23 protein-coding genes and 1 riboswitch are annotated in these 23510 nt (G+C 52.1%); of the genes, 21 read left to right on the top strand and 2 right to left on the bottom strand.

Annotated elements, in window-relative coordinates; genetic code table 11:
• Window positions 1–108: 108 nt before the first annotated feature.
• The 4 genes from M1D70_RS25080 (at window position 109) to M1D70_RS25065 (ending at window position 5093) form a co-directional block, all read left to right on the top strand.
• A complete protein-coding gene (locus M1D70_RS25080; protein WP_015737140.1) occupies window positions 109–2478 on the top strand; it encodes an endonuclease MutS2 in 2370 nt (789 codons plus the stop codon).
• A 121-nt stretch (window positions 2479–2599) separates the two neighbouring features.
• The gene (locus M1D70_RS25075; protein ID WP_009590305.1) at window positions 2600–3019 is read left to right on the top strand and encodes a DUF350 domain-containing protein; all 420 of its coding nucleotides are present in this window, start codon (window positions 2600–2602) and stop codon (window positions 3017–3019) included.
• A 160-nt stretch (window positions 3020–3179) separates the two neighbouring features.
• Window positions 3180–3746, top strand: coding sequence for a hypothetical protein (locus M1D70_RS25070; protein ID WP_456288265.1), 567 nt, complete (start codon window positions 3180–3182; stop codon window positions 3744–3746).
• 144 nt (window positions 3747–3890) lie between these two features.
• Window positions 3891–5093, top strand: a complete 1203-nt coding sequence (locus M1D70_RS25065) for an MFS transporter (protein ID WP_456288264.1) — start codon at window positions 3891–3893, stop codon at window positions 5091–5093.
• 170 nt (window positions 5094–5263) lie between these two features.
• Here M1D70_RS25065 and M1D70_RS25060 read toward each other — a convergent pair whose 3' ends face one another.
• On the bottom strand, window positions 5264–6490 hold the full coding sequence (locus tag M1D70_RS25060; RefSeq protein WP_456288263.1) for an NAD(P)/FAD-dependent oxidoreductase: 1227 nt from the start codon (window positions 6488–6490) through the stop codon (window positions 5264–5266).
• 139 nt (window positions 6491–6629) lie between these two features.
• Between M1D70_RS25060 and M1D70_RS25055 the strand changes: the two genes are divergently transcribed.
• The 12 genes from M1D70_RS25055 to M1D70_RS25000 all read left to right on the top strand — a co-directional run bounded on the left by M1D70_RS25055 (window position 6630) and on the right by M1D70_RS25000 (window position 15807).
• Window positions 6630–6866 carry a hypothetical protein gene (locus tag M1D70_RS25055; protein WP_009590298.1) on the top strand — a complete coding sequence of 79 codons (237 nt, stop codon included), beginning with the start codon at window positions 6630–6632 and terminating at the stop codon, window positions 6864–6866.
• A 40-nt stretch (window positions 6867–6906) separates the two neighbouring features.
• A complete protein-coding gene (locus M1D70_RS25050; RefSeq protein WP_456288262.1) occupies window positions 6907–7293 on the top strand; it encodes a spore coat protein in 387 nt (128 codons plus the stop codon).
• 191 nt (window positions 7294–7484) lie between these two features.
• A complete protein-coding gene (locus M1D70_RS25045) occupies window positions 7485–7985 on the top strand; it encodes an Lrp/AsnC family transcriptional regulator (protein ID WP_009590307.1) in 501 nt (166 codons plus the stop codon).
• Between the two features lie 14 nt (window positions 7986–7999).
• Entirely contained in the window at window positions 8000–9205 is a 1206-nt protein-coding gene (locus M1D70_RS25040) for an aminotransferase class I/II-fold pyridoxal phosphate-dependent enzyme (RefSeq protein WP_009590296.1), read from the top strand.
• A gap of 118 nt (window positions 9206–9323) precedes the next feature.
• On the top strand, window positions 9324–9587 hold the full coding sequence (locus tag M1D70_RS25035; protein WP_009590300.1) for an aspartyl-phosphate phosphatase Spo0E family protein: 264 nt from the start codon (window positions 9324–9326) through the stop codon (window positions 9585–9587).
• Window positions 9588–9813: 226 nt separating this feature from the next.
• The gene (locus M1D70_RS25030; protein WP_036659974.1) at window positions 9814–10374 is read left to right on the top strand and encodes a cob(I)yrinic acid a,c-diamide adenosyltransferase; all 561 of its coding nucleotides are present in this window, start codon (window positions 9814–9816) and stop codon (window positions 10372–10374) included.
• 3 nt (window positions 10375–10377) lie between these two features.
• The gene (locus M1D70_RS25025; RefSeq protein ID WP_456288261.1) at window positions 10378–11442 is read left to right on the top strand and encodes an RluA family pseudouridine synthase; all 1065 of its coding nucleotides are present in this window, start codon (window positions 10378–10380) and stop codon (window positions 11440–11442) included.
• Window positions 11439–11801 carry an arsenate reductase family protein gene (locus M1D70_RS25020; protein WP_145040492.1) on the top strand — a complete coding sequence of 121 codons (363 nt, stop codon included), beginning with the start codon at window positions 11439–11441 and terminating at the stop codon, window positions 11799–11801. Before M1D70_RS25025 ends, M1D70_RS25020 begins: the two co-directional genes overlap by 4 nt.
• Before the next feature lie 298 nt (window positions 11802–12099).
• Window positions 12100–12996 (top strand): 5'-3' exonuclease, encoded by an 897-nt coding sequence (locus M1D70_RS25015; protein ID WP_015737130.1) that lies wholly within the window; start codon window positions 12100–12102, stop codon window positions 12994–12996.
• 310 nt (window positions 12997–13306) lie between these two features.
• The gene (locus tag M1D70_RS25010; RefSeq protein WP_456288260.1) at window positions 13307–13648 is read left to right on the top strand and encodes a hypothetical protein; all 342 of its coding nucleotides are present in this window, start codon (window positions 13307–13309) and stop codon (window positions 13646–13648) included.
• 51 nt (window positions 13649–13699) lie between these two features.
• Window positions 13700–14596 (top strand): ROK family protein, encoded by an 897-nt coding sequence (locus M1D70_RS25005; RefSeq protein ID WP_456288259.1) that lies wholly within the window; start codon window positions 13700–13702, stop codon window positions 14594–14596.
• A gap of 185 nt (window positions 14597–14781) precedes the next feature.
• On the top strand, window positions 14782–15807 hold the full coding sequence (locus M1D70_RS25000) for an HRDC domain-containing protein (protein WP_009594317.1): 1026 nt from the start codon (window positions 14782–14784) through the stop codon (window positions 15805–15807).
• 153 nt (window positions 15808–15960) lie between these two features.
• Here the strand turns inward: M1D70_RS25000 and corA are convergent, their stop codons facing one another.
• Window positions 15961–16896, bottom strand: a complete 936-nt coding sequence (gene corA / locus M1D70_RS24995; RefSeq protein WP_009594304.1) for a magnesium/cobalt transporter CorA — start codon at window positions 16894–16896, stop codon at window positions 15961–15963.
• A 441-nt stretch (window positions 16897–17337) separates the two neighbouring features.
• Window positions 17338–17466: riboswitch (SAM riboswitch) on the top strand.
• Window positions 17467–17598: 132 nt separating this feature from the next.
• On the opposite strand from corA, the gene metA reads away from it, so the two are divergent.
• The 5 genes from metA (at window position 17599) to M1D70_RS24970 (ending at window position 23409) form a co-directional block, all read left to right on the top strand.
• Entirely contained in the window at window positions 17599–18516 is a 918-nt protein-coding gene (gene metA / locus M1D70_RS24990; RefSeq protein ID WP_009594301.1) for a homoserine O-acetyltransferase MetA, read from the top strand.
• Between the two features lie 24 nt (window positions 18517–18540).
• Window positions 18541–19725, top strand: a complete 1185-nt coding sequence (locus M1D70_RS24985) for a PLP-dependent transferase (protein WP_456288258.1) — start codon at window positions 18541–18543, stop codon at window positions 19723–19725.
• Window positions 19722–20942: an aminotransferase class I/II-fold pyridoxal phosphate-dependent enzyme gene (locus M1D70_RS24980; RefSeq protein ID WP_009594321.1), complete on the top strand. Its 1221-nt coding sequence runs from the start codon at window positions 19722–19724 to the stop codon at window positions 20940–20942. The genes M1D70_RS24985 and M1D70_RS24980 overlap by 4 nt, the downstream gene beginning before the upstream one ends.
• 165 nt (window positions 20943–21107) lie before the next feature.
• Window positions 21108–22241, top strand: coding sequence for a cyclic dehypoxanthinyl futalosine synthase (mqnC, locus tag M1D70_RS24975; RefSeq protein WP_015737124.1), 1134 nt, complete (start codon window positions 21108–21110; stop codon window positions 22239–22241).
• 262 nt (window positions 22242–22503) lie between these two features.
• Entirely contained in the window at window positions 22504–23409 is a 906-nt protein-coding gene (locus M1D70_RS24970; RefSeq protein WP_456288257.1) for a putative sporulation protein YtxC, read from the top strand.
• The last annotated feature ends 101 nt before the right edge of the window (window positions 23410–23510 follow it).

Here is a 23510-nt window from a genome sequence, read left to right as displayed (position 1 = left end):
TTGTTCAATCGGACGTTAGGTTATGTGTGGAAGGATTTTGGATTCCATGGCGATTTCGCATGGCGTTCGATATAATATAGGCATTGATTGAGAGGAGTTGTGAACTTCTTGAACGACAAGATTTTGCACACTTTAGAATACCGGAAAATTTTAAATACATTGACGCAATATACCCAAACCTCCATGGGAAGTTTGAGGGCGGAAAGGTTAATGCCAGAGACCGACCTCGAAGCCGTTAAGGATCTGCTCGCTGCCACCGACCAGGCTTACACCGTAGACAGGCTTAAGGGCAACCCGTCCTTCCGCGGCATTACCGACATCAACGATGCTTTGAAGCGGGCCCGAATCGGAGGCACGCTGAATCCGCATGAATTGCTTGCCACGTCGAACACGATTCACGGGTCGCGACGAATCAAACGGTTTATCGCTGCGATTCATGAGGATGAGAAGATTGATATTCTCTTTAATTTAAGCGATCTTATTTCGGAGCAGAAGCCGCTGGAGGATGCCATTCGGCTCTGCATCGATGAAACGGCCGAGGTGCTGGACTCCGCAAGCGCGGAGCTGTCGCAAATTCGGAGGGAGCTGCGCGGCGGAGAGGTACGCATCCGCGAGAAGCTGGAATCCATGATCCGTTCGCAATCGGTGGCGAAGATGCTGCAGGACCAGTTGATTACGATTCGCGGCGACCGATTCGTCATTCCCGTCAAAGCGGAGTATCGCTCCCACTTTGGCGGTATCGTGCACGACCAGTCCGGCTCGGGCGCGACGCTGTTCATCGAACCGGAGTCCATCGTGGCGATGAACAACAAGCTGCGCGAGACCCGGATGCGGGAAGAGCGGGAGATCGAAGTGATTCTGCAGAAGCTGACCGCCCAGGTCGGCGAGCAGGCTGAACTGCTGTCCATTGACGTCGATCTGATCGGGCAGCTCGATTTTATTTTTGCCAAAGCCCGTTTAGCTCATGTGATGAAGGCTTCGCTCCCGCGTATGAACGACAGAGGATATATTAAGCTGCGCAGAGGCAGACATCCGCTCATACCGACGGACCAGGTCGTGCCGCTGGACGTGGAATTGGGCAATTCCTATACCTCCATCATCGTCACGGGCCCGAATACCGGCGGTAAGACGGTTACGCTCAAAACGATCGGTTTGTTAAACCTGATGGCGATGTCCGGACTGTTTATCCCGGCCGAAGAAGGCAGCCAGATGTGCGTGTTCGATGCGATTTACGCGGATATTGGCGACGAGCAAAGCATTGAGCAGAGCCTGAGTACCTTCTCCAGCCATATGACCAACATCATCCGCATCTTAAGCCAGATGACGCCGAAGAGCCTGGTCCTGCTCGATGAAGTGGGGGCGGGGACCGACCCGGCGGAAGGTTCGGCTCTGGCAATTTCCATTCTGGAGCATATCCACCGCATGGGCTGCCGCATGATCGCGACGACGCACTATTCCGAATTGAAGGCGTACGCCTATGAACGCAAAGGCGTGATCAATGCCAGCATGGAGTTCGATATAAACACACTAAGTCCGACTTATCGGTTGCTGGTGGGCGTTCCTGGACGCAGTAACGCGTTTGCTATTGCAGAACGTCTGGGATTGCCGGGATCCATTCTTGAATTCGCCCGCGGGGAAGTGAAGGAAGAGGATCAGCGGGTAGAGCATATGATTGCGTCCCTCGAGGAGAACCGGCATACCGCTGAAGTGGAGCGTGAGAAGGCGGAACAGGTCCGGAAGGAAATGGAGGAGCTGCGTCAACGCCACCAGCAGGAGCTTCAGAAGCTGGAGGAGCAGAAGGACAAGCTCGTTGATAAGGCTCGGGCGGAAGCAAGACAGATCGTGGACAAGGCGCGGAGCGAAGCCGAGGAGATCATTGCGGACCTGCGTAAGATTGCCCAGGAGGAAGGGGCTTCCGTTAAGGAGCACAAGCTGATCGCGGCCAGAAAGCGCCTGGATGACGCCGAGCCGCAGCAGGGCAAGAAAACGGGCGGCCAGCGTTCTGCGAAGCAGCAGCGCAGCATTGAGCCCGGGGATGAGGTTCGGGTATACAGCCTGAATCAGAAGGGGCATGTCGTGGAGATGTCCGGCTCGAAGGAAGCCGTCGTTCAGCTTGGCATTATGAAGATGAAGGTCGCGCTGGACGATTTGGAGCTGCTGTCGAATCCGGCCGCCAATGCCAAGCAGGCACCGAAACAGCATGCCACCGTCCTGAAGCGGACCCGCGATGCCAACATCCGGAATGAGCTGGATTTAAGGGGAGCGAACCTGGAAGAAGCGTTGATCGAAGTGGACCGGTTCATTGATGAGGCGTTTTTGGGGAATCTGGGACAGATCTACATCATTCACGGCAAGGGAACCGGCATTTTGCGAACCGGCATTCAGGATTATTTGCGCAAGCACAAACATGTCAAGAGCCATCGTTTAGGCAATTACGGCGAAGGCGGCAATGGCGTAACTATTGCCGAGTTGAAATAAGGAAAGTAAGAAATCAGGAACCGTTTTCTCCTTCAATCGTATAACATATCAACAATAGGGTTCAGAACGACGGGATGCGAAAGGTGCCGCATCCCGTTTATATCAGGGAGGAAATAAGGGAATGACGGAAGCGATTGATCATTTGCTGACCCATCCACTTGGGGTGCTCGTCGGCTATTTCTCTGTTGCGATACTTGCACTTATTGTTTACTTGTATTGCTTTGAATTGGTTACCAAGTACAATTGCTGGGATGAAATACGCAAAGGAAATGTTGCCGCAGCCATGGCGACCGGCGGCAAGGTCTTTGGCATCTGTAACGTGATGCGGTACAGCATCACGGCTAATACGTCCATTTACGGCATGATTAAATGGTCGTTCTTCGGGTTTATACTGCTTTTATTGGCTTATTGGCTGCTTGAGTTCTTGACGCCTGTGTTTTCGGTCGATGAAGAGATCGGCAAGGATAATCGGGCAGTGGGCTTGATCGTGCTTCTTATCACCGTATCTTTGTCTTACATTATTGGAGCGAGCATTACTTAAGGGCTTCGGGAGGAAAGAACGATGAAATATTTACCGCGGATATTGTTTGCGGCAGCCATGATTTTTTTCGTGGCGGGTATTGTATACTTAATGTCTCAATAAAAATAACGTAAAGAAGGCCATTCATGGCCGTTTGAATAAAGAAAGGGATGAATGACCGATGGAACCGACGGTTTGCCCATGGTGCCAAAGTGAGATTGTATGGGATGAGGAGATAGGTCCCGAGGATACCTGTCCTCACTGCGCGAATGAGCTTAAAGGCTACCGCACATTGAATATCGCATTGCAAGATGAAGATGAAGATGAAGATGACGTCGGGGAGGAATATGAAGAGACTTATGAGCCTTCCGATGAGGAGGCGCGCGATCTTCAACGCATCTGGGGCTCCGACCATGAATCGCTGTCATCGCTTCGCACCGTGGATAAGTACGGGGAAGATCACGATCTTTTTGCATTCGAGGAGACGGTGGAGGGGATCCTGGACCAACAAGAGGAAGTGCCCGAGTGTCTGCATTGCCGAGAGTATATGCTTCATGCAGGAACGCAGCGCGTGAGCGGAGAAGGCTTCCAGCCGGTTCACGCACCCTTGATCCAAGCTCCCATTCTGCAGCCTCCGTATGATCTGAACGTTTATGTATGTCCCGGATGCTTCCATGTGCAGTACAATTTGTCAGAGAACGACCGGCTTCGGATGATCAAGAGTTTTATCCATAAAAAAAAGGAATAGAGTTGCGGAGCGGCGCTGTTGCCGACCCTGCGGATGACTTAAGGAAACTGCCGGCGGCGGTTTCCTTTTTTTTGTTCATGAAGTGGAGCGCGAAGGGGTAAAATACCTTGGACTTCAAGTGAAAGGGCAAGGGAGGAACTGTATATGAAGTTGACAAAGGACCCCCAGGCTATGCTTCTGTTATCGGTTCATGGGTTGTTTATTCTATCGAGCGCATTGTCGGGTACGTTCCTCAATGTATACTTATGGAAAAGCCGCCAGGATTACACCATGCTCGGCTGGTTCACGATTGCGCAGCAGGTGGCGCTTGGCCTGACGTTCTGGGCTGCCGGCAAATGGGTGAAGGAGCATAACAAAATGAATGCGCTTCGCCTGGGAATTGCCGTGTCCGGCTTGTTTTATCTATGCGTGCTGTGGGCAGGGAGGGACGCCGTCCATTACATTTGGCCCCTCGGCCTGCTGTTCGGGGTGTCTTTAGGATTGTTCTGGTTGGCCTTTAATGTGGTTTATTTCGAGGTTTCGAGTGCGGAGAACCGGGACTGGTTTAATGGCTGGATCGGGCTCTTGGGCTCCATAACGGGGATTATCGGTCCGTGGCTGGCAGGCTGGATCATCACGCTAATGCATGGGGATCAGGGCTATCGGTTTATTTTTACCGTGTCGATGGCCATCTTCGCCGTGACGGTGGTCATGAGCTTTTTTCTGCGAAAAAGGCCGGTTCAAAGCGATTATCACTGGCTGGAAGGGGTAAGCCGCCTCAAGGAGGGCGGCGTTTGGAAATACGCGGTATTAGGCTTGGCTGTTCAGGGAATCCGGGAGGGCGTGTTCTCCTTTCTCATCACGCTGCTTGTTTTCGTGGCGACGGATCAGGAGTCCAAGCTGGGGCAATTCGCTTTAATTACTTCGGCTGTTTCACTGGTCAGCTACTGGGCCTGCGGGAAATGGTTCAAGCCCAAATTCCGTAAAACCGGCATGCTGGTTGGTTCCGTATTGATGCTGCTTGTCATCATGCCGCTGCTGTTTACGGTCAACTACACTACGCTGCTGGTGCTGGGAATCGGGACGTCGCTTTTCATTCCGCTGTACATGATGCCGGCTATATCGGCCAGCTTCGATCTTATGGGCGTGAATCAGGAAAACGTGGAGAAACGAGTGGAGCTGGTCGTGCTCCGGGAACTCAGTCTGACGATAGGCCGAATTACGGGCTTGCTCGTTTTCATTCTTGTACTGTCATTCAGGCAGGATACGTTTACGATAACATTGCTGCTGTTGTTTCTGGGAGCGTCCCCCATCGGATCTTGGCTGTTCATACGAAAGCTATTTCCTACCAAAGAACAAGCCGCCTGAGCTTGATGGCAACGATGTGAGTCAGGGAGATCAAGCAATGAGCGAAAGTTGGATAGCGCAGGTCAGCGGCGTTTTTTAAAATAGTAAGCCGCGGCGCGGAGGCAAATCGTACAAACGCAAAGAAGGTATCTCCAAGGCCGCTGGGCCTATTAGGGGATACCTTCTTAAATTTATGTGAAGTTCAGGTCGATCGGACGCCTCAGCGAGAACCACTTCAGTTCTTCGGGCTCTCTGCCGGCAATCGTCTCGGCCAGGAGATCGGCGGCGATCATGCTGTAAACCATACCGTTTCCGCCATAAACCTCGATGAAGTAGCTGTGCGGATACTGCGGATGTCTGCCGATCAGCGGGATGCCGTCTTTGGTGGAGGCGAACACGCCAGCCCAGCTGCATGCCATTTTCAGGTCCGTCATCGTAGGGAACAGCTTATGAATTTCATTCAGCAGTCTCTGGCTTCTTGGCTCGGCGTATTCCTCCGGTTTGCCTGAAGGAGGCAGCGGTTCATCCAGTCCACCGGCCATGATCCGCCGGTCCGGCGTTGTTCGGAAATAGAGATATGGACGGTCGGTCTCCCATATGAGAGCCCGCTCATACCACGAAGACAGATCGGGAACAGGCTCGGTCATAATGGCGTAGGTATTGAGGAGATCCACTTGATAGTCCGGCTTCCATTCTTGGGTGCTGTACCCGGTAGCCCAGATCACGTGTTTGGCTGAAACGCTTCCCTGATCCGTCATGACCGTGACATCGTTGTCTGTATACCTGGTTTCTTTCACTTCGCTGTTTTCATAAATTCGCAGCCCCTGATCACCGGCATCTTGAAGAAGATGATGTCCGAGACGGTAGGGATTGACTTCGGCATCGCCGCGGGTATAGATGGCGGCTTCCTTTGAGAACGGAAATTTAGCCTTCACATCATCGCGGTTCCAGTACTGCACGTCGAAGCCCTTGCGTTTGAGAAGGTCATACTCATGACGAATCAAGCCGATATCTTGAGGGTTGCTGGCATAGTATAGGCTGCTTCGAGAGATCAACCCGGAATCCCTTGACAACGTATTCGCGATTTCAGTGAGCCGACGTATGGCATTTCTGCACATCCTGTAGAAGGCGGTACCCCGGTCCTCGCCGAAATGTTGAATCAAATCGGAAAGGGGACAGTCGTTGGAGATTTGCAGCAGTCCCGTATTGGCGGAAGTGCTGCCCTCGCATACTCGATTTTTCTCCAAGAGTATGGCGTTGACGCCTTGCACGCTCAGGACATAGGCCATCAGGGCACCGCTGATACCGCCTCCGACGACCAGCACGTCGCAGCTAAGCCGGTCCGAGAGCGCGGGGTATTTTTTTACCGGCTCGGTATTTAAATATTTCCAGGGCGTTGTTCCGCCGGTCAGTAACATGATCCATCCCCTCTCCTCGTCACATCGCAATTAGTTTGGTCGTTCCTTCCGCATTTCATGACATCTTGCGACATAGATTTGTACAACGGTGGCATACTAGGTCCTGTCAACCTAAATGGAAAGGGGAACAACGAACCGTATGACACCCAATCAGCAATTACAGCCTCTCACTTCAAAAGAGCTGGATTATATCGTGGACTGCATCTCCAACGAGACCATGCTGGCCAAGCATTGCGCCGCTACGGCGGCAGCCAGTCAGAACCCTGCCATTCAGCAGGCACTGCTTGGATTCGTCAAGCGACATGAGCAGCATCTTGATATGTTGGTGAACTCCCTTCAGACCCACAGCAGCGTTGCGCCCAACCAGCCGCAGTAAGCGGACAGTGCATAACCTACAACCCAAAGGAGGAACTACGATGGCAACCCCTAACGGATCTTCATTCCTGCCCGAAGAGGATTTGCTCAGCCCGATACTGGGAGAGCTGAAACGGGCCGTTCGAGAATATACGACAGCCACGACGGAAGCCACTTGCCCTGACGTGCGTCAAATGTTTACCAATTTGACCACGGATACGCTGAGCCTGCAAGGCGAATTCTTTAATATGATGAAGCAGCAGAACATGTACACCGCAGGCACGCATGCGCTGAAATACGACGTGGACAAGCAGCATAAACAAGCGCAGCAGTCCGTACAAAAAACTCGGGAAACGATTAATCAAAAAACTTCAAGCATAGGCGCGTATGCGCACAATCCGAACGTTGAGCCCCATGCAACCAATGTATCCCCTGCTCCTTATATGTAATGTAACCCAACCATCCTATGGTTAACGCAACGATTTCGCCGATGACACCTCCAGCTTTCGCTGCGGGCATGCATCGGTTTTTTTCTTTTGCACATCCCGTGTAAGTTATTGTAATATAAGTATTAATCTCTGTTCCGACAAAACCGTGTGTCACGAGCGGTTATTCGGAATAAGTGCTGGAGGATACGTACATGGAAGAGCTAAGCGAATTGAAACTGAAGGTGCTTGACCTGCTGAAAGAGGACGCGAGAAGATCGCCGGCTCTACTCTCTACTCTACTCGGTGTAGAAGAGGAAGAAGTAAAGACCTCCATTGCGGAGCTTGAACGAGATCACGTCATTGTCAAGTACGCCACCGTTGTCAATTGGGGCAAGGTGGAGGACGAGAAGGTTACGGCGCTGATCGAGGTTCAGATAACGCCTGAGCGCGGAAGAGGCTTTGAAGGAATCGCGGAACGGATTTATTTGTTCCCGCAGGTGAAGTCGGTTTATCTGATGTCTGGCGCCTACGACCTGCTGGTCGAAGTGGAAGGCGGTAACCTTCGCGAGGTGGCCAATTTTGTTTCCGAGAAACTGTCGCCTATTGATTCTGTTTTATCGACCAAAACGAATTTCATTTTGAAAAAATATAAACAAGACGGGATTATTTTTGAAGAACGTCAAGAAGACAATCGTCTCCTGATCTCGCCGTAAAGGAAGCGTGTGCTATGATTTTGAACGAACAGCAGCTTGCAGAAAATAACAGGAAATCGATGAGCTCCTATTTGGCGCCTAGAGTCAGGGATATTCAACCCTCCGGAATCCGGAAATTTTTCGATCTCGTCAGCGGAAACAAGGATATCATCACGCTAGGCGTCGGGGAGCCTGATTTCGTAACGCCGTGGCATGTACGAGAAGCGTGCGTATATTCATTGGAGCGCGGGTTTACGGGCTATACGTCCAATGCCGGCATGCCGGAGCTGAGGGAAGCGATCGCGGAATATTTGAACGACAGCTTCCATGTGACCTATAATCCTGCGAATGAAATCATCGTTACCGTGGGCGGCAGTGAAGCGATTGATCTGGCGCTGCGGGCCTTGATTGTTCCCGGAGATGAGATTCTGATTCCGGAACCGTGTTACATTTCGTATTCGCCGATCGCTTCAATCGGCGGCGGCGTGCCCGTCGGCATCGAAACGACGGCGGAGCATCATTTCAAACTGACGGCCGAAGCGCTGGAAGCGCAAATCACGCCCAAATCAAAGATTCTGATTCTCTGCTATCCAAGCAATCCGACCGGGGCGATCATGACCTACGAGGATTGGCTTCCGATTGCGGAAGTGGTGGAAAAGCACGATCTGATTGTGATTTCAGATGAAATTTATGCCGAGCTCACGTATGAAGGCAAGCATGTCAGCTTTGCCTCGATGCCCGGCATGATGGACCGCACCATACTGGTCAGCGGCTTTTCGAAGGCGTTTGCTATGACCGGCTGGCGTATGGGTTATGTGTGTGCCCATACGGATCTCATTGCCGCCATGCTGAAAATTCATCAGTATACGGTCATGTGTGCACCGGCCATGGGGCAAGTCGCCGCGCTTGAAGCATTGCGTAACGGCATGGGGGAGAAGGACCGAATGGTTGAATCCTATAACCAGCGGCGCAGGCTCGTTGTGCAGGGGCTGCGGGAGATCGGTCTGGATTGCCACGAACCCCAGGGAGCGTTCTACGCCTTCCCAAGCGTCAAGGGAACGGGACTCGGCTCGGAAGAATTTGCTCAGCGATTGCTGACCGAAGCCAAAGTGGCCGCAGTGCCGGGTACTGCCTTCGGGCTCGGCGGGGAAGGTTTCATTCGCTGTTCTTACGCTACATCCATTGCTCAACTGAATGAGGCATTGGAGCGAATGGGCAATTTTGTGGAAAAAATAAAGTAGGCAAGGAATTCGTTGAACTTTTTCCTTGAATTAACAAAAAATTCACTTTTCATTGACGAAAATTATGTTATAATTTTATTTTGGGGGCAGAATTTTACTTTCCAAGGAGGGATCACCAGTGTTTTGTGATTATGAATTGTCAAACTACCGTGGTGATTATACGGCTGAAGACAATAATCACGGTAAATGGTCAATTAAATCAGCCAAATCCACTCCTCAGGAAATTACCTTGGAAGACGAAATTCACATGCTCCGCCGGAAGATGGAGCAAATATTTTTGGAAGAGCAGTCCTTCACGTCGGAAATCGTGATCGAGATCAGCAGCTTGCTGGATCTGAAGATCAACGAATATATGAAGGCCCATCCCAAAAAGAAACTCTAAAATATGTCACCATTAAATAATGCAAGGCTGTTCCTAGAGTGAGGATACTCGTGGATCAGCCTTGTTTGTGTTTAAAACCAAACGCCACCTAAAGCACCTTCCCTCAAGGCGTTATCCGGCCTTGGGTTTATTCGGCCGCAGCGGGAACGCGATCCGAAATTATGCTATAGTGAGCATAATAAGATGTTATGGTGTTCGTTCAAGATATGAAATGGAGGAAGATGTGATGAAGGTATATACAAGAACGGGAGATGCGGGGGAGACTTCGATTATTGGAGGTCGCGTGCCTAAGGATGATCCGCGCATCGAAGCGTACGGCACGATCGATGAATTGAACAGCTTTGTCGGTCAGGCCGTGTGTTTGGCCAAGGAAGCCGATTTTGAGGAGCTGTATCTTCAGCTCGTTCAAATCCAGCATGAACTGTTCGATTGCGGCTCGGATCTGGCTTATGCGAGGCCGCGGGAGGATAAACTCAAGGTCGGTGCCGAGCTTGTGGATCGTCTGGAGGCGTGGCTGGATGCATTCGAAGAGAAGAACCCTCCGCTGGAGCGCTTTATTCTGCCGGGCGGAAGCGCCTTGTCTTCTTCGCTGCATGTATGCCGGACCGTATGCCGGCGCGCAGAAAGGCTGACCGTTACGCTGCAGCGAACCACCGAGATCAATCCGGAGGTCCGCCGGTATTTGAACCGGTTGTCCGATTATTTTTTTGTTGCCGCACGGGCAGCCAATGTGCATGCCGGGATACCTGATGTTGAATATGAGCGAAGCGGAAAGGTGTTCCGGTAATAGATGGGTCTGTACTATCCGCCAATCCGCTATGTCGTACCCACACACGAAGACGGCATGCTGCTTAAGACCATTTTGCAAAAACGAATGGGGGTATCCCGCAAGCTGCTCTCCCGCCTCAAATTGACGGAGCAGGGCATTATGCTGAACGGAACCCGCGTATATATTAGCGTTAAAGTGCAAGCGGGCGATTTGGTCGAAATTCGGATGGAGCAGGAACGTTCCAACGATATGCTGCCCCAGCCCATGGAGCTTCATATTCTGTACGAGGATGAGCATCTGCTTGTCTTGAACAAGCCGGCAGGGGTCATCGTGCATCCGACGCACGGGCATTATACCGACACGCTGGCCAACGGCGTCGTTCATTATTGGCAGGAGAAGGGCTGGAATTACCGGTTCAGAGCGGTTCACCGGCTCGATCAGGAGACTTCCGGCGTACTGGTGATCGCGAAGAATGCGTATATTCATCAGCATGTTTCCGAACAAATGATTGCCGGCACCGTCGATAAGAGGTATGTCGCTTTTGTGCATGGAAGACCTTCTTCGCCGACAGGCGATATTGACGGTCCGATTGACCGGGATCCGTTGGAGCCCCACCGGCGAATCGTAACTCCGGAAGGATATCCTTCGCTTACGCGGTATAGGGTATGCGAAACTTACCCCTCCGCATCCTTGGTTGAATTGAAGCTCGAAACAGGCCGGACGCATCAAATTCGGGTGCATATGCTAAGCATCGGTTGTCCATTGATCGGAGATCAGATGTACAGGCATCCCGTATACAGCGATCAGGGATTGTTACCGGATTCGCCGGTGAGGGATGAGGATTCCAATGGGGCCGTCGGGTCATTGGATCCGTTAGCCGCAACGATCATGAGGCTGGACGGCTATATGGACAGGCAGGCGCTGCATGCGGCAAGCCTGACGCTGATGCATCCGATAGAGGGGAAGACGATGGTATTCAGGGCCCCGCTACCTGAGGACATGAAATCATTGAGATTAGCGCTCGCGCAAGAAGCTGTCACTTCATTATGTAACACTACAACATTAGAGGGAGAACCTATTGAATGAGCAAACTGAAAGTATATCAATATCCGAAATGCGGGACTTGCCGTAACGCCGTGAAATGGCTGCAGAACGAAGGACATGAGCTGGAGCTTCAAAATATTTTCGAACAACCGCCAAAGAAAGATGAGTTAGCCGACCTGATCGCCAAGAGCGGACTGGAGCTAAAGAAATTTTTCAATACTAGCGGCGAGGTATACAAGGAAATGAACCTGAAGGACAAGCTGCCCGGCCTTTCCGATGAGGAGAAGATCGAACTATTGTCTTCCAACGGAAGATTGATCAAGCGTCCGATCGTGACCGACGGCAGCAAAGTAACCGTCGGCTTCAAAGCGGAGCAATATCAGGAGACATGGCAGAAGTAACGGTCGCTTTTGGGACATGACAGATACAAAAGACAGGCTGCGGCTAGTGATTGATTACGAGAGTCGCGGAATCGGTTTGCCGAAGGGCAGCCATTCGCCGGTAACGATGTCGTCCTGCTGATGAAGGCAGAACATTCCATGGTTTTTCGACCATCGGAATGTTCTTTTTTTTGCGAACAGCCCATGATAGGAAATTCAAAGAAATACCCTGTGACAAGCCCAAGTCCATATAAGGATATGGTATAATGACAAGGTATATTTTAAGGTTACACCAGAGAAGTTAAAGTTAGGAGCGATCATGACCGTGATACCCAATCCACAACCATCCTTAATGCTCGTCGACGGGATGGCTTTATTATTTCGTGCTTATTATGCAACAGCGTCCAGCGGTTATATCCGCCGTACCAAAGCGGGTGTGCCGACCAACGCGATTTACGGCTTCCTGCGGTATATGTGGGATGCCATCGATAAATTTCAGCCTACCCATGTGGCTTGCTGCTGGGATATGGGCTCAAAAACATTCCGTACGGAGCAATTCGCCTCGTATAAAGGCAATCGTCCGGAAGCGCCGGATGACTTGGTTCCGCAGTTCTCGCTGGTTCGCGACGTGACGGAATGCCTCGGGATCCCGAATCTGGGCGTCGTGGGTTATGAGGCCGATGACTGCATCGGTACGCTTGCCAGACGGTTCGGCGATAGCATGAACGTCATGATCCTGTCGGGCGACCACGATTTGCTTCAGCTCGTGAACGATTCGACTTCGGTCATCATTATGAAAAAGGGGCATGGCAATTATATGCACTATACCCCGGAGACGCTTTATGCCGAAAAGGGGCTTTCACCAAGACAGGTGATCGATGTAAAAGGCCTGATGGGAGATACGAGCGACAATTATCCGGGCGTACGCGGGATCGGCGAGAAGACGGCAGTCAAGCTGATCCAGGAATATGAATCCGTGGAAGGCATCCTTGCGAATCTCGATTCATTGACCAAAGGGGTTCGCACCAAGATCGAAGCGGATCTGGAGATGCTGCATCTGTCCCGGGCCCTGGCCGAAATTCATTGCGAGGTTCCGATGGAATGCGAGCTGGATTTGTGCCGCCTGAGCGTGGATCACGAACGTGCGTTAACCAAACTGGAGGAGCTGGAAATGAAGAGCCTCGGCCATCTTTTTGGGGTGGCGGTGGTTTCCTAGCCGCTTCGGTCGAAGGTGTCGTACCGGAAACATCCGCAAGCAGGCCGAGGCGCTTCTTCAATTCATCCGGAAGCCTGAAATCAGCGCGTATTCTCGGTGGTTGGATCGTGTTTGTGGAGCCGTCGTCGTGACGAAAATGCTCGGCTCGGGATGCCGGAATGGCAGTCGATAAAAACATCACTGCTGTCCAGCATCAGTGCCTTTATACTGGGATTAGCGGCGGCACGCTGGATGTCCCGGCGCGCGTTTGTCGGCAGAACGGCCGGCGAAACGCAGCTGATGCTTCAGCCAATGGTGGTAGGCTTTCCGTTTGCTAGTGGTACTGAGCAGAAACAGCTGGATCCGCGCTGCCTCAGGTCCGCAGGGCAGACGTACGGCGTTCTTTCCGGCTTTTGCCAGAGGTTTAGGCGAATTTGAGGCAACCTGGATGGTTGCAGGCAATATACCGTGCGTCACGCAAACGCTGCCCACGGCGATTTACGTTGCGGTTAGCAATGTCGAAAGCGGGCTGGCATGGGCGTGGACGGCGGTCATTATTTTGTTCTCATGGCTGTTACTCGCCGCGTCTCGGAACGGGGCAGAGGCAGGGAAAGAGGCAGGCAGACTTGACGGGAGCACAATGTTTACATATGCTTCGAATAGAGCTTGTTAGCAACCATATAGAGAACAAGGCACAGCACATCGTGGAGAGGATGGAAGAAGCATGAGTTTACTTGGAGCAATTGAAGCAGGAGGAACCAAGTTCGTTTGCGGCGTGGGTACGGAGGATGGAACGGTTGTGGAGCGAGTGAGCTTTCCGACGACAACCCCTGAAGAAACCATGGCAAACGTCTTTAACTTTTTTGCTGATAAGGATATAGAGGCGATCGGAGTCGGTTCGTTCGGACCGATTGACCCGGTGAAAGGCAGCCCGACCTATGGCTGCATTACAACGACGCCGAAGCCGCATTGGAGCAATTACAATATCGTCAAAGCATTGGAAGGGCGTTTTGACGTTCCAATCGGATTTGATACGGATGTAAACGGAGCGGCTCTTGGAGAATATACGTGGGGGGCGGCCCAGGGACTGGACAGCTGTCTTTATATCACCATCGGAACGGGAGTAGGAGCAGGCGCCGTGGTATCCGGCGAACTGATTCACGGCCTGTCCCATCCGGAGATGGGGCATATTTACGTCCGCCGTCATCCGGAAGACAAATATGAGGGGACCTGTCCTTATCATGCAGACTGTTTGGAGGGGCTTGCTGCGGGACCGTCTCTTGGCAAACGCTGGGGTGTTCCCGGCGTGGAATTGACGCCGGATCATCCGGCTTGGGAGATGGAAGCTTATTATCTCGCTCAAGCGCTGATGAATTATGTCCTCATCTTGTCCCCTCAGCGAATCGTGATGGGTGGAGGCGTGATGAAGCAGGAGCAGCTGTTCCCGCTGATCCGCACGAAGCTTCAAGAGCTGCTGGCGGGATATGTTCAGCATCCAAGCCTTCATGACGGGATCGATCAATTCATCGTTCCGCCGATGCTCGGCGATAATGCGGGTCTCTGCGGCGCATTGGCATTGGCCAAGCTGGCAGTGGATGAAACCAAGAGCATTCAAGCTTAGCCTGATTTCTTATATAGGGAAAGTTTAAAATGGATTGGATTCTATTACAGATTATGGTATTATAGTTTCAACAGTATAATGTATGGAACGAAGGAAGCACCTTTCTTGCCGCTGCGCGGAGGAGAGGTGCTTTTTTGCGTTGTTCCGCCTTTATGCTGATTGCGTAAACGGGAGGTTATCGAGGGATGCAAATTGTGTTCATGAATCGGATGAGCGGAGCGGATGAGTCAGGTCATCTCCGTTCGGCTCAAGTATGGATCGGCGAGGAAGAAGGAGGATGGAGGCTCGGCTGGCGGAATATGGAACCGGACGGTGAAGTTTCCGATGACGAGTGGTATGAAGGCAACTCATGGAATGAGCTGCTGTGCGTGTATCGGCATCAGCTTGCGAAGAAGCTCGGAGAGGGCTTCCGCCCGCTAATCGAAGGGGTATTCCATGAACCGGGGGAGACCGGGAGCAAGAATCTCGGCACTCAGAAGCTGCAATGTTACAGCGAGCTGTATGGATCGGAGGAGCTGTACACGGAGCTGTGCGCCTGGCGCAGGAGAAAGGCCGCATCCGGAAGAAAAGCGCCCTATTTCATTGCCAGCAACCGGGTGCTGCGCATGATCAGCGCCTTTGTTCCCCAGAGTGAGGAAGAGCTGCTGCAGCTTCCGGGAATCGGGGTTAGCAAGGCTTCGGAGCACGGGGTGGAATGGCTGGAGATTACGACGAAAACCGAGCGAACCACAACGTTTCCACTGGATTGGGTGTATACGCAGCTGCCGGAAGAGGAATTCTTGTCCTGGCTGTATAAACAGAAGGAACAGAGATATCAGCAGGAGCTTGAACGCTTCCGAACCCGCCGTGCGATGCTGATTGGCATAGCCGAGGGCGCTTCGCTGTCCGAGCTTGAAGCGCGTACCTCGCTGTCGCGTCGGGATTTGGTCGAGGAATTGGAAGGGCTTGAGAAGGAAGGCTATGATACGGAGCAGCTGCTCCAGGTCGAATTGAACATGATGACGGCTGCGGAGCAGGAAAACGTATGGAAGGCGTTTGAAGAGTTGGGCGATACGTTTCTTAAACCTGTGTTACAGCGGGTATACGGACAGGGACAAGCCGAGAACGCAGAAGCAGAAGAGCTGGGGGGGACGGAAAGGCTGTATGAACGGCTTCGTCTCATACGGATCCGCTTTCGGCGGGATCAGCCCGGCAAAGCGAATGCCGGTTAATCTGCCTAAAACGAAGTCAGGACGGATTCTCCCCGTTGCAGGGAGATCCGTCCTGATGCTAATTCGCCGTGCTTGTAGATTAGGTTTTAGTTGCGGCGGTTCGCATGAACCGCTGTGTTCCGGCCAGTACTCTCCTCGTTTGACCAGGGTGTCTCATATCCAATCCTTTTTACGGAACAGATAAAACATGAGCGCGCCGGCAAAAACCATGATGCCGATAACCACATAATAGGAATATCTCCAATGAAGTTCCGGCATATACTCAAAGTTCATGCCGTAGATGCCCGTAATCAGCGTCAATGGAATAAAGATCGTTGTAATAGCGGTAAACACGCGCATGATTTCATTGGCCCGATTGGCGATACTGGATTGGTAGGCTTCCCGAAGGTTCCCCATGAGATCCCGATAGGTCTCGAACGTTTCGGAAATTTTAACGGCATTTTCATAGATATCGCTGAAGTATTTCTGCAGCTGGTCATCGATCAGCCGAAGATCTTTTTTGTTGAGCGTATTGATAACTTCCTTCTGAGGTCCAAGCACCTTTTTCAACCAAAGAATCTCGCTTCGCAGACCGATGATCTCGCTGAGGTGGGATTTTTTGGTATGCATCAGAATGTCTTCCTCCAGCTTTTCAATTCGCGCTTCTATTCGGTCCCCTACGGAGAAGTAGTTGTCCGTGACGAGGTCGATCAAGAGATAGAGGAAGCGGTCAGGCGTGCTGACTTCATCCTCCCAGAGAAGCGGTTTGACGGTGCGAAGCTCATGGATCTTTTGCTTGGTCACCGTAATAATAAAATGCCTGCCCAGGAAAACATTCAATGCCCGAAGGAAAATCTCTTCGTCGTCAAACCGGATGCTGTTCACGACGATAAAATAGTGGTTCTCGTATATTTCAATTTTGGGACGCTGCTCCTCTTCGCTGAGGCAATCCTCAACGGCAAGATCATGCAGGGAGAAGAGGGGCTGCAGTTCGGCTAAATCATCCACGTCCGCATCCAGCCAGTAGAAGCCGCTGGCCGGAGCTGTCAGCGTCATTTCGATGTCATCAACAGGGGTAAAAACGCCCGAATCGACCAACCGGATTTTCATCTGATATCACTCCTTTGTCTAATCCAAGCTGCTTAAGTCAAGCAGTTAAGGCACAGGATATCAGCCCACCGGTGTACGGGCATAAATCGAGGAAGGTTAGAATACGATAAAAAGCGCATGAAAAATAACGCTGCCCTCTGCCGGTAAGCTGATCTTGATCCTATGCGGTTGTGCGTCTTGTGCATCCAGTTTCTGGCTCGGGTCACCGTCCATCTTCCATGTCACCTCTTTCATACTCGGTTTTAAACAGTCTTGTCTAGTATAACGCCGGGTGTAGGACCTTTCAAGTGAAATCCGGAGCTGTCCAAGGGCCATGATATAGGGTATGGAAACCTTTGGTGAAGTGTGACAAACTCATGAAAAGGTTCTTGACGAAAAATTGAGGATGATTTAAAGTAGGTATCAATTACGAAACAATTCCAAACAACTGAATAAAGCGAAATCTTATCAAGAGCAGGTGGAGGGACTAGCCCTATGAAACCCGGCAACCGGCGGCAACATCGCACGGTGCTAATTCTTGCAGGAGATACGACGATTGTATAAGCCGTCGTATAGCCTGACAGATGAGAGAGGCGCATTGTGATACGTATATGATGACCTTTCTCTACTTCGAGAAAGGTCTTCTTGCGTTTATACAGTCTAACGCTCTTTCTCACAGCTTTATGGATGTATCATTTCATATTTCGAAGGAGTGAGCCTCAGATGCCAATTAAAATTCCGGATGCCCTGCCGGCAAAGGAAGTTCTGGCTGGAGAAAACATTTTTGTCATGGATGAGAGTCATGCGTTTCATCAGGATATCCGCCCGCTGCGGATTGCGATCCTCAATTTGATGCCAACCAAGGAAACGACGGAGACCCAGCTGCTGCGATTGATCGGCAACTCCCCGCTCCAGGTGGATGTCGTCCTTCTTCACCCGAGCTCACACGTATCGAAGAATACGTCGGCCGAGCATTTGAAATCATTTTACAAAACCTTTGAAGAAGTGAAGAACCGTCGTTTTGACGGCATGATCATTACTGGAGCTCCGGTCGAGCAGCTGGAGTTCGAAGAAGTGAATTATTGGGATGAGCTTACTGAAATTTTTGAATGGACCAAGACGCATGTGACCTCTACGCTCCATATCTGCTGGGCATCGCAAGCCGGGCTTTATTATCATTACGGCGTGCCGAAATACAGCCTCGAGGAAAAATGCTTTGGCGTATTTCCGCATACGATCAATGAAGCGTGTACCAAGCTGCTCCGCGGATTTGACGAAATGTTCTTTGTTCCGCATTCCCGTCATACGGAAGTTCGGCGCGAAGACATTGCAGGCGTGGACGATTTGGTCATCCTGTCCGAGTCCGAGGAAGCAGGGATTTATTTGGTATCCAGCCGGGACGGCAAGCAGATTTTTGCCACAGGGCATTCCGAGTATGATGCGGACTCCCTGAAATGGGAGTATGACCGGGACGTTGCCAAAGGCATGGACATTGCGCTGCCGCGCAACTATTATCCGAACGACGATCCAACAAGAACACCTCCGTCCATATGGCGCGCGCATGCAAACTTATTATTCACTAATTGGCTCAATTACTATGTATATCAGGAAACGCCATATGATATCGGTCCGCAAATTTAACCGCGTACGGGAGGAGAGTTTGTGATGGAGAAGAAACCTTTGAATATAGAGAGCCGGCTGGCACAGATCGGATCGGTGCAGGAACCGGTAACGGGAGCAGTGAATTTTCCGATTTATCAGGCTACGGCATACCGCCATCCTAAATTAGGCCAGAGCACGGGGTTTGATTATGCCCGCACCAAGAATCCGACCCGTTCGGTACTAGAGGATGCCTGCGCCGAGCTGGAATCCGGTGACGCCGGCTTTGCCTGCAGCTCGGGCATGGCGGCCCTTCAGACGATTTTTGCGCTGTTCGGTCAAGGCGATCACCTGATTGTATCGCTCGATCTGTACGGAGGGACGTACCGGCTGCTGGAGCGGATCATGTCCAAGTTCGGGGTAACGGCGACCTACGTGGATACAAACGACTTGGATGCGCTGGAAGGATCCAGACAACCGAACACGAAGGCCGTATTTATCGAAACGCCGACGAATCCGCTCATGATGATTACGGATATCGAAGCCGTCTGTACATGGGCAAGACGCCATCAATTGATCAGCATCGTGGATAATACGCTGCTAACCCCGTATTTCCAGAGACCCATCGAGCTTGGGGCGGATATCGTCATACATAGCGCCACCAAGTATCTGGGAGGGCATAACGATGTGCTGGCAGGCATCATCGTGACGAAGGGCAAAGAATTATCCGAGGAGATGGCCTTCCTTCATAACTCCATCGGGGCGGTGCTGAGTCCTTCCGATTCCTATCAGTTAATGAGGGGTATGAAGACGCTTGCGCTTCGCATGGACCGGCACGAATCGAATGCAACTGCGGTGGCAAGCTTTTTGACAACCCACCCGGCGATCGGAGAGGTGTATTACCCTGCTCTGCCGGATCATCCGGGGCATGAGATCCAGAATCGCCAATCCAGCGGCAACACGGGCATCTTCTCCTTCAAGGTGAAGGACGCCCGCTATGTCGAGCCCGTGCTGCGGCACATCAAACTGATTGCATTTGCAGAAAGCCTCGGAGGCGTCGAGTCCCTAATGACATACCCGGCGGTCCAGACCCATGCGGACATCCCGCTTGAGATTCGGGAAGCGATCGGCGTGGACGACCGCTTACTCCGGTTTTCGGTCGGCATCGAGCATGCGGATGACCTGATCGCGGATTTGGGTGCTGCGCTGGGCGCGGCTATGGCAGAAGTGGAAGGGAGCACGGGAGCATGAGCATCGATAAAGGTCCATCCGGCTTGGAAACGCAAGCTAAGCAGGTATCAGCAAAACGCGGACACGATGAAGAACTCCGTTTCGAGACGAAACTATTGCATTTCGGCGGGGAAATCGATCGCGCAACCGGCGCTTCAAGCGTTCCGATCTATCAAGCCTCGACGTTTCATCATGAAGACGTCTTTAACCCGCCGCTGCACGATTACAGCCGATCCGGCAATCCGACGCGGCAGGCGCTGGAAGATTATATCGCCCTCTTGGAAGGAGGCGTTCGCGGCTTCGCTTATGCTTCCGGCATGGCGGCGATCTCCAGCTCGTTCATGCTGCTGTCCGCGGGCGATCACATGATCGTGACGGAGGATGTATACGGCGGAACCTACCGCCTGCTGACCAGCATACTGAGCCGTATGGGCATCGAGAGCACCTTCGTCGACATGACCGATCTGGATCAGGTGAAGGCGGCCCTCAAACCGAATACAAAAGCGGTTTATATGGAAACCCCTTCGAACCCGACCTTGAAAATTACCGACATCGGCGCCGTCACGGATTGGGCGAAGGAGCAAGGCCTGCTTACCCTGCTGGACAATACGTTCATGACGCCGTTCTATCAGCGCCCGATCGAGTTCGGCGTGGATATCGTCATCCACAGCGCAACCAAATTCCTTGGGGGACACAGCGATGTGCTGGCAGGTCTCGCCGTAGCCAGAACCCAGGAGCTGGGAGACCAGTTGAAACAGCTGCAAAATGGTTTGGGCACGGTGCTTGGGGTCCAGGATTCCTGGCTCCTTATGCGGGGCATGAAGACGCTCAGCACTCGGATGGCCCACTCCGAGCAGAGCGCGGCCAAGCTGGCGGCCTGGCTGCAAGGGAGAAGCGACATTGAGCAAGTGTATTACCCCGGCCTCTTGAATCATCCGGGACGGGAAGTCCATGAGAAGCAGTCGAGCGGTTACGGCGCGGTCATCTCCTTTGACGTCGGCTCAGGCGAGCGTGCGAAGCAGGTGCTGAACCGCGTGAAGCTGCCGCTGGTAGCCGTCAGCCTGGGAGCAGTGGAGAGCATCCTGTCGTATCCGGCGATGATGTCCCATGCGGCCATGGGCGAGAAGGTTCGGCATGAGCGCGGCATTACCGACGGTTTGCTCCGCTTCTCGGTCGGACTGGAGGATGTGGATGACCTGATTGCCGATTTGGACCAGGCCTTTTCTACCAGCAACTAAAGATTTTTAAGAAGCAATGAACCTCATCTGAAGATTTGCCAAATCATAGAATTCGGCATCCTGTCACGGACGGGATGTCGTTTTTAATGGCGGAATGTGGTAGGATGGGAAAGACGAAGTTTTACTGGTGATTTGTATTTTGTGTTAAGTAGGGAGGCTGCAAGAATGAGTGCGGTAAACCGTATATTGGATAAAGCTTTACGCGGTGAGCGTTTAAATTTGGAAGATACCGTGACCCTTTTTGAGAGTGATGAGATCGAGAAGATTGGCCATGCGGCGGATGTGATGACCAAGCGCCTGCATCCGGATCCCATCACGACGTTTGTTATCGGCCGGAATATCAACTATACCAACATATGTGACGTATTCTGCCGTTTCTGTGCTTTTTATCGCAGACCCGGCTCTTCCGAGGGCTATGTTCTGCCGGATGAGACGATTTTCCAGAAGATTCAGGAAACCGAGGACGTGAACGGCACTGAAATTTTGATGCAGGGCGGAGTCAATCCGGATTTGCCTTTCAATTATTATACGGATCTGCTTCGCAACATTAAGAAGCGGTTCCCTAACATTACGATGCATTCCTTCTCCCCGGCGGAAATCATGAAGATGGTGGAGATCTCCGGGCTCACACTCGAAGAGGTGATGCGCGAGCTTCACAGCGCGGGTCTGGATTCGCTGCCGGGCGGCGGCGCGGAGATTCTGGATGATCGCATCCGCAAAAAAGTCAGCCGTTTGAAAGGTACATGGCGCCAATGGATGGATGTCATGCAAACGGCCCATAAGGTCGGAATGAACACGACGGCTACCATGGTCATCGGTCTTGGCGAAACGATGGAAGAACGGGCGCTGCACATGCTTCGCGTACGTGACGCACAGGATGAATGCATCCAGAACGGGTATGACTCCAAAGGCTTCCTGGCCTTCATTCCGTTTACCTTCCAACCGGACAACACGAACCTCAAGCGCGAGCGCGAAACGCCGGAAGCGTACCTGAAGACGGTAGCCATCGGCCGGCTTGCGATCGACAACGTGCCGAACCTGCAATCGTCCTGGGTAACGATGGGGCCTGAGATCGGCAAGCTGTCGCTCAGCTACGGCTGCAACGACTTCGGCAGCACGATGATGGAGGAGAACGTGGTGTCTTCCGCAGGCGCCGTGTACAAGGTCAACATTGAGTCGATTATCCAATTAATCCGCGAGACCGGCAACATTCCGGCTCAGCGCAACACCCGGTATGATATTCTTCGCGTGTTCGAGGATAACAGCACCGTGGAGCGCGACTTCGTGATGCAGAACTAATCGCATAACTTATAATCCGCAAGACGGGCCGACTCGGCCCGTTTTTTATTTAGATATCAGAAAATATAAACTCCAAAGCACGAACCTTTCTGATATCGCAATAAAAAATTACTGAAAAGAGCGGCAGGCCCTTCATGGAATGTGCGTTGATAAACATTTTTAATATGCGCGCCGGGACTTGCTTGTTTTTCCAAGCAGGAGTTCCGTATATCCCCGAGCGGGTCCCCATATACTGAAAAGGGAACTCGAAAGGAGTGATTCCATGGAACTGTTCAGCATTTCTGTCGGTACGCGGACGGAAGACGAGAAAAAGGCGTTCCACCGCATATTGTCAGACAAGCAGAAAGAGCTACATAAACAGTGCAAGCCGCTCAAATTCACATTCAGTGCTTCGAATGACCGCGTGATTTGGACGTGCTCTGGCAAGCTTCCGCTGTCTTCGTGGACCGCATCGGCCGACACGCTGCGCCGGCTTGCTGCCGAAGCAGTCACGGCTTACATTCTGGAGGAGAAGGAGCAGGAGATTGCTGCACGGTTAATGTTCTCGGAATTCGAGTTTGATGATGAGGAAGAAGCAGGGCGGATCTTGCAATGGTTTTTGATGCTCCTGCAAAAAGAAGACGGCCCGTCCGGAGATTTCTGGCAGAGCCGCAAACGCAAGCTGTCCGAAGGCATCTATCAATGCCTTAACGAGGCGCCGGAGCTCAATCTGGACGGTTTCATGACCTTCCGGCTTCGGGCCTATGAACAGGAGCTTCGCGAGATGGCCGAGTACGCGGTGGATGAGTTCATGCTTGATCAGCAGTATGAGGAGTTCGTAAGCCTGCTGAAATATTTCGTTTATTTTCAGGAGCCCAAAATGCCGCTGGTTCACGTCATTCATAAAGGGGAAGAGGACTTTTTGCTGCTGGACGGCAATCTTCGCCCGATCGAACGCCCTCGTGACGACGGACTGGTTATGGAAAGGCTGGACCAGGAGATGGAGATTGAGGATATGGTCGTCAGCACGCTGATTTCGGTATCTCCGGCCCGCATGATTATCCACACGAGGCAGCCGGAGCTTCCCGTCATCGCAACATTGGCCCATATCTTTGATAACCGAGCCGAAGTATGCTGCAGCTGTCCGGAATGCAGCGCGCTTCTGGGAAGCGGACGAATGATGACTTGACGCACCGAAGCGGTCAGGATTATAATTACTGATAAATTCACGTAAAAGCTCTGACAAAGACATGAATCAATCCGGATCCGACCGCTCAGAGAGAGGAAACC

The organism is Paenibacillus sp. AK002 (assembly GCF_053903045.1).
This window is presented reverse-complemented; position numbering and strand designations above follow the sequence as displayed.

Bases quoted from the DNA above. Each gene is read 5' to 3' on its own strand.
- M1D70_RS25075 (WP_009590305.1), top strand. From the start codon at position 2,600: ATGACGGAAGCGATTGATCATTTGCTGACCCATCCACTTGGGGTGCTC.
- M1D70_RS25070 (WP_456288265.1), top strand. From the start codon at position 3,180: ATGGAACCGACGGTTTGCCCATGGTGCCAAAGTGAGATTGTATGGGAT.
- M1D70_RS25065 (WP_456288264.1), top strand. From the start codon at position 3,891: ATGAAGTTGACAAAGGACCCCCAGGCTATGCTTCTGTTATCGGTTCAT.
- M1D70_RS25060 (WP_456288263.1), bottom strand. From the start codon at position 6,490: ATGTTACTGACCGGCGGAACAACGCCCTGGAAATATTTAAATACCGAG.
- M1D70_RS25055 (WP_009590298.1), top strand. From the start codon at position 6,630: ATGACACCCAATCAGCAATTACAGCCTCTCACTTCAAAAGAGCTGGAT.
- M1D70_RS25050 (WP_456288262.1), top strand. From the start codon at position 6,907: ATGGCAACCCCTAACGGATCTTCATTCCTGCCCGAAGAGGATTTGCTC.
- M1D70_RS25045 (WP_009590307.1), top strand. From the start codon at position 7,485: ATGGAAGAGCTAAGCGAATTGAAACTGAAGGTGCTTGACCTGCTGAAA.
- M1D70_RS25040 (WP_009590296.1), top strand. From the start codon at position 8,000: ATGATTTTGAACGAACAGCAGCTTGCAGAAAATAACAGGAAATCGATG.
- M1D70_RS25030 (WP_036659974.1), top strand. From the start codon at position 9,814: ATGAAGGTATATACAAGAACGGGAGATGCGGGGGAGACTTCGATTATT.
- M1D70_RS25025 (WP_456288261.1), top strand. From the start codon at position 10,378: ATGGGTCTGTACTATCCGCCAATCCGCTATGTCGTACCCACACACGAA.
- M1D70_RS25020 (WP_145040492.1), top strand. From the start codon at position 11,439: ATGAGCAAACTGAAAGTATATCAATATCCGAAATGCGGGACTTGCCGT.
- M1D70_RS25015 (WP_015737130.1), top strand. From the start codon at position 12,100: ATGACCGTGATACCCAATCCACAACCATCCTTAATGCTCGTCGACGGG.
- M1D70_RS25005 (WP_456288259.1), top strand. From the start codon at position 13,700: ATGAGTTTACTTGGAGCAATTGAAGCAGGAGGAACCAAGTTCGTTTGC.
- M1D70_RS25000 (WP_009594317.1), top strand. From the start codon at position 14,782: ATGCAAATTGTGTTCATGAATCGGATGAGCGGAGCGGATGAGTCAGGT.
- corA (WP_009594304.1), bottom strand. From the start codon at position 16,896: ATGAAAATCCGGTTGGTCGATTCGGGCGTTTTTACCCCTGTTGATGAC.
- metA (WP_009594301.1), top strand. From the start codon at position 17,599: ATGCCAATTAAAATTCCGGATGCCCTGCCGGCAAAGGAAGTTCTGGCT.
- M1D70_RS24985 (WP_456288258.1), top strand. From the start codon at position 18,541: ATGGAGAAGAAACCTTTGAATATAGAGAGCCGGCTGGCACAGATCGGA.
- M1D70_RS24980 (WP_009594321.1), top strand. From the start codon at position 19,722: ATGAGCATCGATAAAGGTCCATCCGGCTTGGAAACGCAAGCTAAGCAG.
- mqnC (WP_015737124.1), top strand. From the start codon at position 21,108: ATGAGTGCGGTAAACCGTATATTGGATAAAGCTTTACGCGGTGAGCGT.
- M1D70_RS24970 (WP_456288257.1), top strand. From the start codon at position 22,504: ATGGAACTGTTCAGCATTTCTGTCGGTACGCGGACGGAAGACGAGAAA.